14 protein-coding genes and 1 pseudogene are annotated in these 17,299 nt (G+C 38.4%); 1 reads left to right on the top strand and 14 read right to left on the bottom strand.

Translation table 11 applies throughout. The features are described from left to right. On the top strand, window positions 1-651 hold a 651-nt coding region (locus tag DXA97_RS20380; protein WP_207666854.1), incomplete at its 5' end, for a hypothetical protein. Here the strand turns inward: DXA97_RS20380 and DXA97_RS17605 are convergent. The 14 genes and pseudogenes from DXA97_RS17605 to DXA97_RS17540 form a co-directional block, all read right to left on the bottom strand. After that, window positions 634-897, bottom strand: coding sequence for a transposase domain-containing protein (locus tag DXA97_RS17605; RefSeq protein WP_243107739.1), 264 nt, complete (start codon window positions 895-897; stop codon window positions 634-636). The two genes, DXA97_RS20380 and DXA97_RS17605, sit on opposite strands and share 18 nt — an antisense overlap. Window positions 898-1,406: 509 nt before the next feature. Beyond that, entirely contained in the window at window positions 1,407-1,868 is a 462-nt protein-coding gene (locus DXA97_RS17600; protein WP_182436955.1) for a glycosyltransferase, read from the bottom strand. Then, on the bottom strand, window positions 1,865-2,449 hold the full coding sequence (locus DXA97_RS17595) for a glycosyltransferase (protein WP_182436954.1): 585 nt from the start codon (window positions 2,447-2,449) through the stop codon (window positions 1,865-1,867). Before DXA97_RS17595 ends, DXA97_RS17600 begins: the two co-directional genes overlap by 4 nt. After that, a complete protein-coding gene (locus DXA97_RS17590; RefSeq protein ID WP_118721278.1) occupies window positions 2,442-3,389 on the bottom strand; it encodes a glycosyltransferase family 2 protein in 948 nt (315 codons plus the stop codon). The genes DXA97_RS17595 and DXA97_RS17590 overlap by 8 nt, the downstream gene beginning before the upstream one ends. Window positions 3,390-3,411: 22 nt before the next feature. Further along, window positions 3,412-4,812, bottom strand: a complete 1,401-nt coding sequence (locus DXA97_RS17585) for a glycosyltransferase family A protein (RefSeq protein ID WP_147355600.1) — start codon at window positions 4,810-4,812, stop codon at window positions 3,412-3,414. 17 nt (window positions 4,813-4,829) lie between these two features. Then, complete coding sequence (locus tag DXA97_RS17580; protein WP_347561689.1) at window positions 4,830-5,873, bottom strand: glycoside hydrolase family 99-like domain-containing protein; 1,044 nt, start codon at window positions 5,871-5,873, stop codon at window positions 4,830-4,832. 136 nt (window positions 5,874-6,009) lie between these two features. Continuing rightward, window positions 6,010-7,023, bottom strand: coding sequence for a hypothetical protein (locus DXA97_RS17575; protein ID WP_118721276.1), 1,014 nt, complete (start codon window positions 7,021-7,023; stop codon window positions 6,010-6,012). Window positions 7,024-7,253: 230 nt separating this feature from the next. Beyond that, window positions 7,254-8,372, bottom strand: a complete 1,119-nt coding sequence (gene glf, locus DXA97_RS17570) for a UDP-galactopyranose mutase (RefSeq protein ID WP_118721275.1) — start codon at window positions 8,370-8,372, stop codon at window positions 7,254-7,256. Between the two features lie 17 nt (window positions 8,373-8,389). Next, window positions 8,390-9,309, bottom strand: a pseudogene (locus DXA97_RS17565) (sugar phosphate nucleotidyltransferase). A 47-nt stretch (window positions 9,310-9,356) separates the two neighbouring features. Further along, a complete protein-coding gene (locus tag DXA97_RS17560) occupies window positions 9,357-9,953 on the bottom strand; it encodes a DUF6661 family protein (protein WP_118721274.1) in 597 nt (198 codons plus the stop codon). Further along, the gene (locus tag DXA97_RS17555) at window positions 9,943-11,007 is read right to left on the bottom strand and encodes an ATP-binding protein (RefSeq protein WP_118721273.1); all 1,065 of its coding nucleotides are present in this window, start codon (window positions 11,005-11,007) and stop codon (window positions 9,943-9,945) included. The genes DXA97_RS17560 and DXA97_RS17555 overlap by 11 nt, the downstream gene beginning before the upstream one ends. A gap of 93 nt (window positions 11,008-11,100) precedes the next feature. Then, entirely contained in the window at window positions 11,101-14,832 is a 3,732-nt protein-coding gene (locus tag DXA97_RS17550; RefSeq protein WP_147355599.1) for a hypothetical protein, read from the bottom strand. Window positions 14,833-15,129: 297 nt separating this feature from the next. Continuing rightward, the gene (locus DXA97_RS17545; protein ID WP_147355598.1) at window positions 15,130-16,428 is read right to left on the bottom strand and encodes a hypothetical protein; all 1,299 of its coding nucleotides are present in this window, start codon (window positions 16,426-16,428) and stop codon (window positions 15,130-15,132) included. Between the two features lie 14 nt (window positions 16,429-16,442). Beyond that, window positions 16,443-17,165 (bottom strand): hypothetical protein, encoded by a 723-nt coding sequence (locus tag DXA97_RS17540; RefSeq protein WP_147355597.1) that lies wholly within the window; start codon window positions 17,163-17,165, stop codon window positions 16,443-16,445. Window positions 17,166-17,299: the final 134 nt, after the last annotated feature.

Genomic DNA, 17,299 nt, shown 5'->3' with positions numbered 1-17,299 from the left:
TGTTATAGACTTATAAACACGGATTTTTCTTTTGATAGTGTTTTATCAATTTTATTAGCATTCTTTTCTATTTTTATCTCTATTTTTTTCTATTTTAAAGTAGACGAAACAAGTACAAATTTTTATAAATCATCTTATGATATTATGAAAGATGTATTGGTTACATTAGGTAAAATCGAAGAACGCTTCGGCGAAAAACTCAATAGTTTGAGCGATAAAATATCGCATCTAGATAATGTAAGTTCTGAAAAATCTAAAAAAATTCAAGAACAAAAAGAGGACAAAGATAAAATTATTAACGAATTAATGGACAAAGCTCATTTAAATACGCAAGAAAAGGAAACTTACAAAAAACAACTAGAAGAAAAAGATTTCCAGATTGAAATTTTAAAAAGAGAACAATATATAGCACGAAAAAGAGCTAGCGATTTACGTTCAAAAATAGAAAACGGAGAGTCACAAGATGGATGGGAACCCAATAACAGAGCATTAATGTTATTATTAAACGGAGACACAAGTAGGTTTTCAAGAGCAACCATAAATAAACTGAAAAAACTAGGATATTTGGACAACATTGGAAATGTTGATGAAAACAGAATTATTGATAGATTAGCAAACAAAAAACAGCAAAATTCAATAAACAGCTATTGAAACGCCTAAAAGGGCGTGTGAAAAAAGAAAGGATGCCAAGGGAGGCAGTGGCTCATGGTGTTCCGGTGTTTGATTTTCAACATCAATCAATCCGCAGCAGCGTTCCTTTATAAAATCACTCCACGGTAACAGCTTTTCTATGCCTGCGGGCTCATTTTTGTAGTCCGGCATATAAAGCAGTACGGTGTAGAGATACTGGAACACATTCAGATTGTTGGCTTTTGCAGTTTCTACAATACTGTACATGACAGCACTGGCTTCTGCTCCGGCGGTCGATGTGTGAAACACAATCTGCGGTCAAGCTGCGGAGAACCTGCGGCAAGTGCCGATACGGCACGATCGGGAAGGCAAGTTCGCCGAAATCAAAGTGCGGTTTGTGCCTCCCACAATGTGCCGTCTGACAACCGGTGATTCGCCGTCACGGACGGCGAAACCAGCTGAGTCGTACCTGCGATACTCTAGTTTGGCAAGTCCATCTAATAAAATCGATGCCGGTAATATAGAAAGAGAATAACGGATTTTTGTTTTCCATGATTGTGATTTGACTGTTCATTAGCATACATCAGTTTAACCCCAATATCAGAAAAGGCAATGGCAATTTCTATGAAATGATTAATCTTAAACGGCTAAAATTGGTTGATTCTAAACGGCTCTGGGTGGTTGAAATCTCCCGACGCTAACATGGGTCCGACTGAAAAGTCAGCAACAGCAAGGAACTCGCTATGAGGCGTTTACAAAAAGTCTCTGCAAAAAAATTACTGTTCTTTATACTGCCCCTCTATTTCTGCAAAAATCCGTTCCAGCTTTTTTCCCATTCTTACAGATCCATACTCTTTCCCTGTCAGAATTGCCTGTTGACGCATCTGTTCTTTCGCTTCCTCACTCCAACCTTGGATTTCTGCCAATTTTTCTGCCAGATTTTGGGGATTGTTTCCGGAAAATAATGTTGTATTAATACCATCTTTCGCATAAGACAGCGGTCCTTCGGAAGCATCCGATATTAAAGTAAGAGTTCCGCACCGCATAGCTTCCAAACCTACCAAGCCGAGACTCTCACTCTTCCTTCTGGTGGGAAAACAAAAAATGTCCAACGCATTAAAATATATTCCAAGTTTCTTTTGTGTCATAAATGGAAACAACTGTACATTCTTCTCTAAATGCAGTTCTGATTGTTTTTTCTTTACGTTCTGCAGATCTGGTCCTTCGCCGACTATCACGAACTGATACTGATTCCTCTCCACATCAGGGCGCTGCAAAATAATGCTGCAGCATTCAAAAACGTGTCCCATCCTTTTCCCTCAACCAAACGCGAAACAAAGCCTATGTAAATCTTATCGGAGCAAAAACCAATCTTTTTACGACATATATAGCGATCCTGTGGAAAAAAACATTGTTCATTTACACCACCTGATGGAAATATAAAAATCTGTTTTTCCGGATAACGATAATTCTGACATAAGTAAGCCTTGTAATACGAAGATGGCACAATCATATAGTCCAACAGCTTTAAGGCCTGTACCGCCTTTTCGTAATTCTTTTCGTAGCGTGTTCCATCCTGACAAATATCTTCACCATGCGCATTTCCCACTGCAATTACATTTCTACGGTTTTTTTTAATGACTCGAACCGGAAATATCGTATGGCTGATATAATGCGCATATATCACATCCACATGGAACAATAAACCTGTCAGCAATGCATATGCATAACATTTTACATAGCTGAGTAGCTTTAGAATCCTCCCTTTTCGTTTTTTTACTGCTGCATGAATTACACGACACCCGTTTTTTTTAAGCATCTCCTCTGTGTTTTTTACGAACACTCCGTATTCCGGATGTCTCAGAGAAGGATATAAATTTGTTATGAGCAATACGGTTTTCTTTCTTCTTTCTTTCATTCTCACTCACATTCAAAGCTTTTATATAATTTTGAAGACTTGCCATATCCGTCTGTACGATATATCCGTCTTGTTCTTTCAAATAAAAACCCCAAAATTTAAATTGATGAATCATTAGTTCAAAGTTTTCACCATGATAAATTTGCATACTGGCTTCGCTGTAATTAATCCACTGCTGACTCTCCAATGGCAGAAAGTGCTCGATTGATTTCAGGAAACTAAGAATTTCGATCCGCTTTGTATAATGCAATTCGTTTGATGGATATAAACAAGGAATATTCACTGTACCAATCTTATGATTTTCTGTCATAGCACGAAAAAAAATATCATAAATAAAAGAAAATTGATCGGATTTGCGAATGGTTTCCACCACCCATGGCCTTAATCTGAACGCTTTGTAACCGCAGGAAATATCAAACAAGTTAATTCCATACACTTCTTTCACAATCATAGAAATAATCGCATTAGACGCCAGTTTTTCTGATGGAACAACGCTGGGATTATAAAAACGATTTCCACATATAAACTCGTAATGCTTCAGTTGTTCTTCAAATCCCGGGATAAAATCTGGATCGTGCTGTCCATCAGAATCCAACATAATCACAGAATCGTAAGCCCGCTCCTGAGCCCATGTTATTCCAAGTGCCAACGCACTGGAAACTCCTTTATTTTTCTCATATCGTATATAATTAAATCCAGAGTTTCTGATTTTCTCATAAGTATCATCGGTACTGCCATCATCAATCAACAATACCCGGTCTCCGTAGTTTTCCAAGCTGCAAAAAAGCTTCTTTAGCTGATCTGCTTCATTATACACCGGAGATAAAATTATTGTTTTCATTACATTTAATCCTCTATACCATCTAGCCTACAATTCTATCCTGAATTTCTTTAAGCACACTTTCCTCATATTTTTCCAACATCTTGTTACGGGCCGCCGCCGCATTCTTTTGCTTCTTTGTTTTACCTTTCATTGTTCCCATTGCTTCTTTATATTTCATATAAACTTTAATCTTCTCTGAAATAAACTCCGAAACAGTTGTTCCTGCTTCATATTGTGCCAAATTTCTTTTGCTATATTGATACCAGATTCCTCCATCTATCTTTGCACAGACGATATAACGCTGATACTGCAAATTGAAGCGTGTATCGCCATATAGTCCAAAATCAAACATACAGTGATTAGCTCTTATTATTGCATTCTTATATAGTTTTCCCTCAGCAGATCCCAACTGCAGATCTTTTCTGGAATCCAAATGAAGCATCAGATCTTCACGAGAACATTCTTCGGCCTGCGGCTGCACATCTTTAAATGAATTATCCGTTAGCACAGCCCTGTATCCGCCTAATATCAGCGGATACTCGCCTGACGCGTAATTCTCAAAAAAGTTCTGATAAAAAGATTGAAGCAATTTGTCTGTTGCATCCAGGAACAACACATATTCTCCTGTTGCATGGAGAAGTCCCATGTTACGAGAAAAATTTACATCTCGATGTAAAATTTTTACATACTCTATTTTTATTTTCTCTTGTTCTTTATTCGGATGCTCTTTTAAAAATTTCGTTTTTATTTTTTCTATATGTTCCAGCGATCCATTATCAAGCAATATAATCTGAACCTCCGGTATTTTATCCGGAGGGATCAAATTCACAACTGACTGTAAACACTCCATCAATTCACTCTCATGATTATACACAGTGATGATAACACTAAGCTTTATGCATGGATCCAATTTGGCCACATACTCTGTTCTTTTTGTCTCTGAAATAAGCATTCTGGCTTCTTCAAGCGATTTCACTTTTGTAAGGGAAATCTTCTGCTGTACATTCGCGGCAAATTCTGTGCAGATTCCTTCCCAATACAGGTTTGAGCTGTCCAATATGCAATCACGATTCAAAATATGTAAATGTGCTTCGCCGACAATCTCCTTTTGGGTGGCAAATTGAAGATTTATATTTTCCGCCGTCTTCATTCCCTCAAAACGGACCTGTTCCAGATATTGGTTGTTTCCAACGTCAAATTCCTCATCATAATCCTTGCCGTGGTATTTTCTGATTTTCACTTTGCCATCTAAAGCTTCCTGTATTTTGCAAATATAAAATCTTGTTCTATGGTCGCCATTCATCATCAATACCCACGTTCCATTAAATTTTCGGCTTTTTATCCATGTCCAAACTTTTCGGCAGCCTGTTAAGATCATTGGCAAATTCAGAACACTTCCTAAAAGTGTCAGTACAATCCAATTTGTATTTATGTCTCCCACACTACATTCTCCCAAGTTTATATGTCATTCAAAGCATCCCTCAAGTTTTCCAGATATCCATACTGCCAGTGCTCATCCGGCTCCAGATATCCCCCTTCACTCCACTCATTCCACGCAAACAAAAATAACATATCTGTATGATACACGTCCCGTGTACGCCGTATCTGCTGTTTCATATAATTTTGAAATTTTTCCGGTGTTGCACCTGTAAAAACCACACCATTTTTCTCTTTTCTTGGTGTGTTATCCCAGTCCACAAAAGCCCCCGGTACACTTTTTTCATTTAACGGAAACTGCCGCAGCACCTCATTCCATGCTCCATCATACTCCACACAACTCACACCATTTTTCTTACTGAAATAATTTTTCAAACGATTTCTTATAAAAGCAGGCTGATACTCAATCTGACAGGAAAACAGTTCGCCGGCCTCGTCTACAGCAATATTATAATCCCGCTGTTGCGATGCAAATGCAATACCAGAAAGTCCTCGTTCCCGTGCCGAACGATTCCAGAATACAAGCCGCTCCCTCAGTCTTGGAATCCGCTCCGGCCGATATATAACCAGAAGTGGTTTCCCATCTTTCTGAATATAACGCTCATCTGACAAATATGGGTACAAATATTCAAAGTGCGTCCTCCACTCTGATTCATCTCCGTAAGTCTGCCGAATTAAAATGTCATTTTCCGAATGGACATTCCATGATCTTGTCCAATTCTCGTTGGCCCAGCAAATACAAAACGGAAATTTTATCTCCTGCAGCTCTTTGTACAACTCTAACGGTTTCTCCAATAGCAGCTTTCCCTGAAACCAATAGTGATACAGGCAAAAACCATACACTCCATATTTCTGTGCCAAATCAGTTTGCCAACGCAATACCGATGCATTGGTCAGATCATAATAATTATTATGAAGCGGAATTCGAGGCTGATCATGTCCTGCAAATAAAGAAGTTGCATGTCTCATATTAGTCCATTCCGTAAAACCATTGCCCCACCACGCACTGTTTTCGGGTATTTCATGATACTGGGGCAAATAAAATGCAATTACTTTTATTTTCATATGTTCCACAACTTTCATTCAATAATAACACTATACCACGAAACAGACTAAAGTCCATAACAAAAATCTGGCGAGCATACCTTACTCCTGCTCGCCAGATCTTTCATTCATTCAAAATATAATTTATTTTCTACAGTTACTCTGCTGCTGCCTCAGAAGCCTCTGCATTATCATCTGCCGCATCCGTGCTCTCAGTTGCTGCTGCACCTGCTGTAATAGTCTTAGAGGTTACCACTGGTGTTGTCTCTTCTGCTGCTGTCTCAGTTGCTGCTTTCTCTGTCTGCTCCTCTTCCGTTACTTCGCTGCAAGTTACGCTAATCTGAATCTTGTTGTTCTTATAGGTGAGAGAATAGCTGTTTCCGCTGTCCGTCTTGCCTTCGCGTGTAAGATTGGTCTCGCCCTGTTCACGCTGTCCCTGAACATAGTCGGTAACTGCTTTGCCTTCGGTCTCACCAAGTGCTGCAACTACGCTCTGTTCATATGCAGTGTTATACAGTTCGCGGTCTGTCTCCGGAGCTGCATCGTAGATATATGTTAAATCTACTGCGTTTGCTTTATCTTTTGCGCTGTTCCACATAGCAAATTTGTAGAATTCCACAGAATCGCTGCCACGGAAAATACGGGATACCTCCAGGTTGTCCTCAGTGGTCAGAATCTGCACAGATGTGTCTGTACGGGAATCTGCTAAATTCTTTGTAATCTTATTGATGATAACTTTTAATTCAGAAATGTAGCTTCTGCGAGTTGTGCTGGCTGCTGCATTTTTCTCTTTTGCCTCAGATGCTGCAACCTTAGCAGCTGCAACAGTCTTGCCCGGATTTGGCCTGCTTGCTTTCTTTGCTGCTTCTCTGTTCTCCCGGTCAATCTCTTCCTGGGATTTTTCCTGGCGAACGCCGTCTGCATCCAGCCAGTAACCGTCTACTGTAGTTTCGGTCATACGGTATCCATCCGGGTCCAGATGATATACTAACTGGGTGTCCGGATCGGTGAACCAGTTGCCGGATGGCCAGCCACCATTATCGTAGACATATTTCTGTTTATCACCATACGGAGTAGACTCCGTTACCCAGCCTGCCGCAAATGCCGTGATGCCAGTTGATAAAGTCATTGCCGCAGCAACCGCTGCAATCCCAAGTGCTTTCTTTTTCATAGTGAATTTACCTCCAACGTATTGATCATTATTCTTCATGTCAACGGAACATTCTGTCATGTCTCTTTTGGAACTGTTCTTATGTTCTCACTTTCACAGTTTCTTCATCTCTTCACATACAAAAGCATACCATAAATCGAATTTCTCTACAACTACCATAAAACTGAAGATTTTATGACTCTGCACTAAGATAAATGTTAAAAATTCGTAATATGTCCGCAGCGGAGGTATCAGCATCCCAGTTCGTTCTCACACATATCCAGTGCAGAAGCAATCACGGCATCCATATCATAATACTTATACTCACCGAGACGACCGCCAAACACAACCTTTTCTTCCTGCTCCGCAAGTTTTTTATACTCTGCATACAGATTACCGTTTTTCTCATCATTTACCGGATAATACGGCTCATCGCCCGGTTTCCACTCAGAACTGTACTCACGACTGATCACCGTCTTTGGAATCTCATTGCCCTCGTCATCCTTACCGAACTCAAACCACTTATGCTCAATGATACGGGTCCACGGTGTCTCTGCGTCGGTATAGTTTACAGCTGCATTCCCCTGGAAATTCGGCTTGTCCAAAAGCTCTGTCTCAAAGCGTACGGAACGGTACTCCAATGCGCCAAGCTTGAAATCAAAGTATGCGTCAATTGCTCCGGTATAGATGACCTTCTCAGCCAGATTGTCGTAGGCTTCCTTTTCGGCCAGATAATCCACACCAAGCTTCACCTCAATGCCCTCCAGCATATTGGCAACCATCTTCGTGTAACCACCCATCGGAATGCCCTGATATAACGCATTAAAATAGTTGTTATCAAAGGTAAGGCGAACCGGCAGACGCTTGATGATAAATGCCGGAAGCTCGGAACATGGTCTGCCCCACTGCTTCTCCGTGTAACCTTTTACCAGCTTCTCATAAATATCGGTACCGATCAGGCTGATAGCCTGTTCTTCCAGGTTCTTCGGCTCGGTAATGCCTGCAGCCTTTTTCTGCTCCTCAATCGTCGCTGCAGCCTCTTCCGGAGTTACAACACCCCACATCTTATTGAACGTATACATGTTAAACGGCAGAGAATACAATTCCCCATGATAATTTGCCACCGGTGAATTGGTGAAACGGTTGAATTCTGCAAACTGGTTCACATACTCCCAAACTTTCCGGTTGTTCGTGTGGAAAATATGTGCACCATATTTGTGTACATGAATCTTTTCTACATCCTCTGTGTAAACATTTCCTGCAATATTCGGACGCTTATCAATCACCAGAACCGATTTGCCATGCTTTTTCGCCTCATGCGCAAATACTGCACCATAAAGTCCTGCTCCTACTACCAGATAATCGTACATCTTCCTGTCCTCCTGAATTAAAATAATTTTTCTTTGTAGACACCCTGTTCAATCAATTTCTGAATGGATGCAACAACCACCGGCTTATCCTCTTTATAGGTGACGCCAAACCAGCGGTCTCCCGTTTCCAGAACCTTTACCCGCGCTTTCTGCTCTGCAAGAAGCTTGTCAATAATCTTTGGAAGCAGATACTCGCTCTTCATGGCATCTTTCCCAAGGTGATCCAGGAAGTCAGCAAAACCACCTTCAAGCATCTCTAAAAATCTCGGTGGAAGTCCCCACATGTTCATAGACACATGCTGACCTGCGTCTACAAAAACCGGCTGTTTTTCTTCATTGCACGCTGTTAATACGCCATCTTTCCTCTGAATCTCATACGTTTCCGTGACGCGCTGCAGATAACCATCGGCATCTACTGAGCAGACACCACGGGTCACTCCACCATTGTCACTCAAGGTATTGGAAAGGATAAAACCAGCCATGCAGATATCATAAACCGGCGCCTCCACATCCATCTCTGTCGTCATATACTGATAGAATCTGACAAATGCCTCCTTACCATAATAATCGTCTGCATTAATTACAATGCATGGTTCCTTGACAAGATCTTTCACGCACAAAACTGCCTGACCGGTTCCCCACGGTTTCGTCCTGCCCCAGACATTCTTACGGCCGCCGGGAAGCTCATCGACAGACTGATACGCATATTCTACCGGAACCAGCTTCTCAATCCGCTTCCCAATAATCTCCTTGAAATCCGCCTCGATATCCTTGCGGATAATGAATACCACTTTGTTACAGCCTGCCTCTAAGGCATCATGGATAGAATAATCCATAATGATCTCCCATTCGGGCCAACCGGCTCAAGCTGTTTGATTCCGCCACCAAAGCGGCTGCCAATTCCTGCTGCCATTACAACCAGCGTTACGTTCTTCATTTGTTTTTCTCCTCTCTGACAATCGCTTACATGAAGTATTTACAGTATCAACTTACTATCTGAAATATCTTCGGATCATATGTACCAGAGTCAACAACGGACACCTGGCAGTTCAGCCATTTCAGTTTTTTATTTATGCTGTCCTGCAAGGACTTCATGATTGTTTTCTTACTTCTCGACCTGCACGCAAAATCACCTTCCAAAAACAAAATCATATATTTCTTTTTCGTACTATCTGAAAATGCATCTGCAGACATCCATTGAAGAATAGTTTCAAATTCCTTCCGGCATCCCTTTGTCATTTCAAATGATTTCGCCCCACACAAAGCTGCCAGAGTCATTGCCACTTTGTGAGCCATTTCAATATCCAGACTGTCTCTTTCTTTTATATCGACCGCTGTATGCACTGTGTCTTTTTTCTTATTATCCGGTGCAATTCTCCATCTGCAGTTTGCTTCATCTCCGGTGCAGTTTTTCACTTCAATCAATGCCAATGTGTTTTTATCCAGAGAAATAAAATCAACACCTTTTGAATTTGGGAATCGGTTGAAATAATCCCGATAAAACAAGGTACTGTCAAATTTTACTACTGTACTTTTATCCGGAAAGCCAAATTTCAATCTGCTTTCTTCTTTAATCACCATAGATAATCCTCTGTTCTCTGTCGTACATGGCATCAAACTCCTGCATAATCGCATTGTGCTCAAGATCGGATGCCGAATTTGTCATTTCATAGTGAATATCATGTGTTTTTTCGTCCCTGTACAAAGATAAAAAGCGAATATCCAGTTTTTCAGGATTTAATTTCGGATACGATGCAACCATATTAAATTCCTGCTGAATAAAATAGTCATGCGTTGAAACAAAAACCTGAACGCCCATCTTAGCCAGCGCAACCAGGGCCTGTACAATTGGTCTGATCATTCGGGGGTTCATGTTGGTCTCCGGCTCATCCCAAAATAAAATCGTATTCTTATTCAGACTTCCAGAGAGAATCATGTAAATAATCGTAGACAACTTTCTATACCCATCAGAAAGCAATCCCATCTCAAATTCGCCCTCTCCTTTTATCTTAAAATAAAATTTTTTATTCTTTTGTACAATATTGCCGCTCATAATCTCTTCCAGATTGCGCAGTACCTGGTTTTGTTCTGTTGTATTCGGTCCCTTCGACAGAGGACGATCCAGTAATTTTGCAAGATCATAGTACATCTCTTCAAAGTCAATATGATACTCATCATACAGCGTCACAAAATGCTCCACCGTAGAAATCATTTCCTTTGTCGGAATGTAAATGGACTCACATTTTTCCATAAACCGATTTCTGTCAATGGAGATATCCGCATGGTTGGTCTGTCCACGGCTAAATCCTACTGAAATTCTCTGATTTCGGTCCAAATCAACTGAAAAGTCGGTTCTTTTGTTTCCTCTGTTACGACTTACCAACCGCCCAAGTTTCATGTCGTCCGGTCTGAAAACCCCCTGCATTTTTTTGACAAAAAACTGTTCTTCCATCTCTTTTGTCAAATTTGCCTTATTAATATCATTAAGCGGTTTGGTCAGCGAGTACATAACTTTCAGCAGGGTCGTCTTTCCCGTGCTGTTCTCTCCACAAATAATATTAATATTATCAGACCAGTCCAATTGTAGATTTTCAAAAGCCATAAAATTGCTTAACGTCAGCCTTTTTATTTTCATGCCTGTCGGTCACCTCCTGACTGCATACTCTTCAAATTATTGCGTCGTGATCATGCTATTTTTCTTTTCGACATGCTCAAAGCTTTCTGTATTTTAACTCTTGCCTGGCTTATTTTTTATAACGATATACCTGCCCGGGGCATCTTCCTTTTCCCTGTAATCATATATCCAGGTATGCTTTTTCAAAGCTTCAAATATTGCTTCAACAGAATCTTTTATTTCATATGTCCGATTCAGGTTATTTCGTTTTGTGAAAATTCCTTTGAGTTCTGAAAAGCCCAACTCTTCAAAATGTTTTTTGCACATTTCTTCATTCAAAACAGGAATTGCCCTTGCCCATAACTGTATTTTGGTACTTATATCACAGGAACTATGAATCAAAAGGCGTGATAACAAGTTATCATCTAACTGTATCGATTCTGAGTCTATAATATCATAAATTCGCCGCTCTGCAAGGCTATATATCGATGCCTGCTTGCTTTCATCGTATTCTGAATAGTGTTGATACAGCTCATTCTCATCCGCTTCATCAAAATTATTTTTGAGTATGTAATGAAATAAAATCCCAGAATACTTTTTATCTATTACTGATACTGACCTGTTTGTTAATTGCAGTAATTCCATCTTGTCCTTATCTTCTACAGGCATACTCAATACATGAAGCATCTCTTTATAGCTAAAATTATCTGACGTTATTAACTGTAGATATTCTTTTATATTCTGATCTATAAAATACTTGATCAGATGATCAAAATTATCCCTGATATACTCCAGACTTAAGTCATTCATTACAAGAATTTTATTTTTGATCAGCACGCAAATTCTTTCCTCTGAAATCTCACTCGTATCATACGAATCGAAAGTACCGCCTAGATCATTTAGTATTTTTTCATATCTGCCCAATTCGATATTATTATTTACTGCTATAGCATCAAAGAACGATTTTACATCCGCAGCACCAAAAACATCTCTTATACTGGAATAATCTATAGATACGTCAAATCCATTCATATATGTTGTCAATGTGTCATCCAACGCATTTGCAAGGAAATAATTCATAACATTCAAAACGGTTCTTTTTACAATTCCTTTTTCTATCATAAGAGACCAAAGTTCTTTTTCATTCACCTGAGATATATCAGAAATCATCGTACTCAACAAGCTTAAATACCTTGTTTTTTCCTGTAATCCAACCGCTTGATCATTCAATACATCTATCGCTGTTTTTTCTGAATCGGCAATCTCTTCTCCGCAGTTCTCCAGTATCACCTTCAAGTAATCATTCATATGATTTGCAACATACATCGCCAATGGTGATTCCGGCAGTGATTGAATTGTTGAATAATTCTTGTACTTTATATCATCAAGAGAAACCTTGTTATATTTTTTGTCAAGCATTAATTGAATGTTCTCATAAGTTAATTCATACAAACTGTTTTCATATACACCATCAAACAAAACAGCATCGACAGTTTCGCAGTCTATCGATTGGAATGACACGTTCAAAAAGATAAACCTCGAAATTATTTTTTTCTGATCTGCATCTGTCCCACTTTCCTGCATATTTAAATAATCTGCTTGAGACGATATATAATCTGTCAGACAGTTTCCCACATTGACACTTCGTATCATGGTTTCATCCAGACATAATGTTCCGAAAGAAATTTCCCGAATCTGTTTCGAATACATGTTCTTATTCAAGGTTATATAATTAAAAAATGCCGGCCATTGCCTGTATAGTTTTTCGAGAAAAGCTGTTTTAACTTTACAGTTATCATAGAATTTTGAGATAAAATCTACACATTTTTTATCCTGTAATTGCTCCATTAATGCTGACAGATATTCTTGATATTCTGGAATATTCTGGTTTTCCAACATACCATTTACCAGATCAAAATTTAACGTTTCCTCCTCGTGAAAATCTACTATCCGCAAAACGGATGAAGATAGTATTTTCCGTACATCCTTTAAGGAATATTCGTAATCAGCTCCTCTCTTATCTGTAATTCTTCTCAAAAAGCGCTTATCCTGTGCAGATAAACTGTCCTCATAGAAATACGTCATATAGTCATTATATGTCTCATCTATATACGCATTCCGTATAAGAAATTTTAACAGATCAAAATAATGACTTCTTTTTATCTCATTATAGTCCTCCGGTTCCCCAGGAAGATTACTACCGGAAACTGAAAATACCGACCTCTCAGTATCTCTTGTTATCAACTCGCTTAAATGCTCTGCTCTTGCACGTTTAATTGCCTGTTCGATCTCTGCGATTTTTTCTTCATATTGTGCAATAGCACCATTTTTGCGTGCCTCGATTATTTCCTGCCTTCTGGATTTTTCCGCATTTAATTCAGCAATTTTTTCGTCTCTTTGATTATAATAATACCGAGATCTTATTTCCTTGCTTTTTTCATCATATATATAATCAAGTTCCTCCCCGCTATTTAAAAACTCTGCTTCCATCTCATTTATTTGATCTACAATTTGTTGTTTTTTTAATTTTAATTCTTCGACTTTTTTCTCCCGTATCTGCTCCTTCCTCTTAAAAAGTTCATGTACATATCCTGTTCCAAGCTGAAGGTTTGCAAAATCTCTGGGAAATATATTTTTGTACACTACGATCGATAACATCTTATCCCAGTTCAGTTCTGTATTATCTAACCGGTTCATATAAACAACAAATTCATTATATACATTTTTTAACACCCTCATATCATCTATATACAATGACAATTTCTGCAAAAAAACAGTATCAAATCGTTCGTATATATTTCCCTGCTTTAAATGTCGTATAAATTGCTCATATGAGTTCGAACTATCCACGATTGGTACAATTGGTATGATATAATCAAAAAATTTTGTTCTGTCTTTCGTAGTAAAAATATCGTCTCTCAATAAATAAAAAAATCTCAATGGTTTATATAGAGTTAGTCTGTTTTCACATATTTTAAATCTTTTTAATCTATTCCAAATCTTGAATTTAAATGTATTCTTTTTCTGCGCATTCGTCAGGTTATTCACTTCTCGCAACCGTTCGAAAATCTGAGATGTGTTAAACCGATCCATATCTTCAAAAACAATTACATCCGCATCCACTTGTTCGAAAAGATATAATACTTCATTTAAGTATTTATCGAAATAAGATTCATCTTTCGTTTCAAAAATTTCAATGGTATTTCCCTGAAGCGTGACTTTATGTAACAGATTCCTGTTTCTCTGGAGTTTTACAAGCATAAATATGCAAATCGCACAACTGACAACAAGTACCGCAGAGACTCTCATGATTACATATGGACTCGTGATTTTTAACACGAATGCTTCTGTATTTTCTTTTGAAATCTCGTTTATCAATTCTTTTATTTTACCTAATAAAGATAGAAAAACGATGCTCCCAATGAGAGAACAGGCTAATAATGTCGTTAATACCATGTTCCACAGTCTAATGCTTCTTTTTACCCGGAAATTTGTTTGCGGTATCCTTTTTACTGGAATTTGATGAATCAATTGATTTAATATCTTCCCTTCAAGTACTGACTCATCCACCAAAGAATTCTCTTCATTATTATCAATTGATTCAAAATGAGCTAATGAAATATGCAGGAATTTTTGTTTTTTGTGTTTTTCTTTATATGACTCAATGATGCTGCTCTTACCGGCGCTATAAGCGCCTGAAACAGCTACATTTGTAATATCCGGATTTTCAAAAACAAAATCTATTGCTTCTTCATACACCGCTATATCTGCATTTTTAACTGGTGTAAGTTTTTCAAAAAAGAACTTCTTTTGCTTCTCAAGTTTTCTCTTAAAATTTTTTCTCAATAGAAAACAGCTCCTCAACATATATGCTCCTAGTGCACAATTTTATCAAGCAACCGATCCAGCGATTTTTCGATACTATCCTCTCGCTGCTCTTTTACCTGATTTTCAATATCGTAAAAGCTATTGAACACTGCAAACAAAGCTCTTCCCACAGTGCTCTTTCCCGTATTATTTGGCAATTACCGTGATTCCATTGATTTCAATGTCAGCCTGCTCCACTTTCGCAATATTCCTTAATGATAGTTTCACGCTTATTCCTTTCTGCTCATGACGGTCTCTATACACTGTAAGCATCACCTATTCTTTCCATTCTTTCTCCAGTTTCTTTCGAACAGAAGCTCTGATCTTATCTTCATTGAGTCCTTTAAAGCCAAATGATACAATCACAACAGAAACGACTACATATAACACATCCAACAGATACTTAATATAATCATAGCGTATTTGCACTTTCTCTGTAACCTCATTAACTGAAAACACCCATTTCCCTGTTATAAATATCAGTACCAGAAATCCTATGACCAAGCCGCCCGTAACCACACCATATATTTTTAGTCGGCGTTTTGTTCTTATATCTGTTTCTGAATCGATATATTTCTGCCTTTGTTCCGCCTTCGTTTTTTCAACGCTTTCTTTTAATTGCTGCTCAAGGTATGCATTTTCATTCATTAAGGCATTCACCTGAGCGTCTGCCTTATCCTTTTCCGCCTCTACTGCAGCTGCTGTTTCCCGTTTTGCTTTTTCATTTTCCTCAGCTAAAATCTGATTGATCACATACTGATGTGAAATTTCCACGATTTGTTCGGAATTTAAATCTTTATAGTCATGCTGCAGTTTCTCCGCTATATCAAAAATAATCGTTTCTTTCATATCAACCGGTTCCTGTAATGCAATAACCGACTTCAATATTTCCATTTTTCTTGCATCGGCAGGCTCATTCTCTGAAAAACTAAAATTCAGGAATCTTGTAAAAGCAGAGTAATCATCTGCTGTTGTTCTGCCCGCATACTGAAGAATGATTGAATACCATACACTCGGCAGAACAACGGTGGGAATTGCTCCCGGTCGTTTTTCCCTTTCCCATCCGGAAAAGGCATGATCCGCTGTGATCAGATAGTGATCTGTCGCAAAGAAGTTTTCTCCCTTTTTTTCTCGATTCCGTTCCTGTATGTACAGATAATTATTAATATCTGCCTTTATGGAAGGATCATAGGTATTTCTTCTATGTTCAATTTTGTACTGCTTTAACGATTCGAACTGTTCCGCGTATTCCTTTTTGTTCCGACCGGAATAATCATCGAATGTGACTTGTTTGAATCGGGATAAAATTTTGGATGTCCGCATTCGTAAATCCCGTTCAAAGGAACTGTAATCGCTGGTTCTGTTAACAGGATCTTTCGTCCATTCTACATACTGTTCGTAAAAAGCACTGTTGCTCATTCTATCATCCAGACACGATATCGCACGAACCGAAAGTGGTGCTGAATCTGCCAGCAATGCCTTGATCTGACCAACATAATAACGAATGGTATCGTTTAACTCACTTCTTGTGTGGTTTGAATATAATATCTCAACTCCAGTTTCCCTGCATTTCAAAATAAACGCATCAATTACCAGTTCCGTTTTTCATTATTTAATCCCATCAGCCGGAATACAATATTCGTGTCAAGATAAAATTTCTTCTGATTAAAAATGGTTTGATAAACAGTTTTATCTTTGCGTACTGTCATCATACAATAATCAAAGCAGCACGAAATCAACTGATAAACACACCGGTTCTTGTCCAGATTATCCCAGTAAATGAATGCATTCAGAATTTTCTTTTCATCCGTAGAATAATCACAATTTGCCGCTTTCATCCCCAGATGTTCGCCATTCATCAGGGCCTGTATTGTTTCGGCATTGGAATTGAACACATCATAAAGATATTTTACCAGCAAATCACAAAATGTCTTTTCCGAAATATCAAGTTCTTCATGCTCCTTTAAAAACAGTTCCACGATTTTTCTAATCGAGGAGTCATCTGTTTTCTTTCTGATTTTTTCATATTCTTCGGGGGTTATAGAATATGCCTTAAGCACTTCATCTCTCGTTTCATTGATTTGAATAATCCTATTCTGATTTTTATTATAAATAGTCCCAATTATTTCGGAATCCGAAAAATCAAGTGCATATTTATCCCTGATATCCGCAATAATATCGGTAATTGTCAACCCCGTATTGTATTTATCAAACAAAACAAGGGCTATCATTTTTTCCAAGTTTTTATTGAATGTACTTGCTTTATTTTCCCCAAACATCAATGCCAGTCTTAAATAACTACTACATTCCAATTAAAAAGTCCTCTTTTCCTGTGTATTGTATTGAAAAACACTTTGCTTTCTTCACATACCACTATCTTGTCAACAGCCGCAAATGCCTTCCATATCATAATCTTGTTTCAAAAGCAGCAATTCTGCTCATCAAA

Source organism: Clostridium sp. OF09-36 (assembly GCF_003481985.1).
GTDB lineage: Bacteria > Bacillota > Clostridia > Lachnospirales > Lachnospiraceae > Brotaphodocola.
The sequence above is the reverse complement of the archived record's forward strand: the minus strand, read 5'-3'. Positions and strand labels throughout refer to the sequence as shown.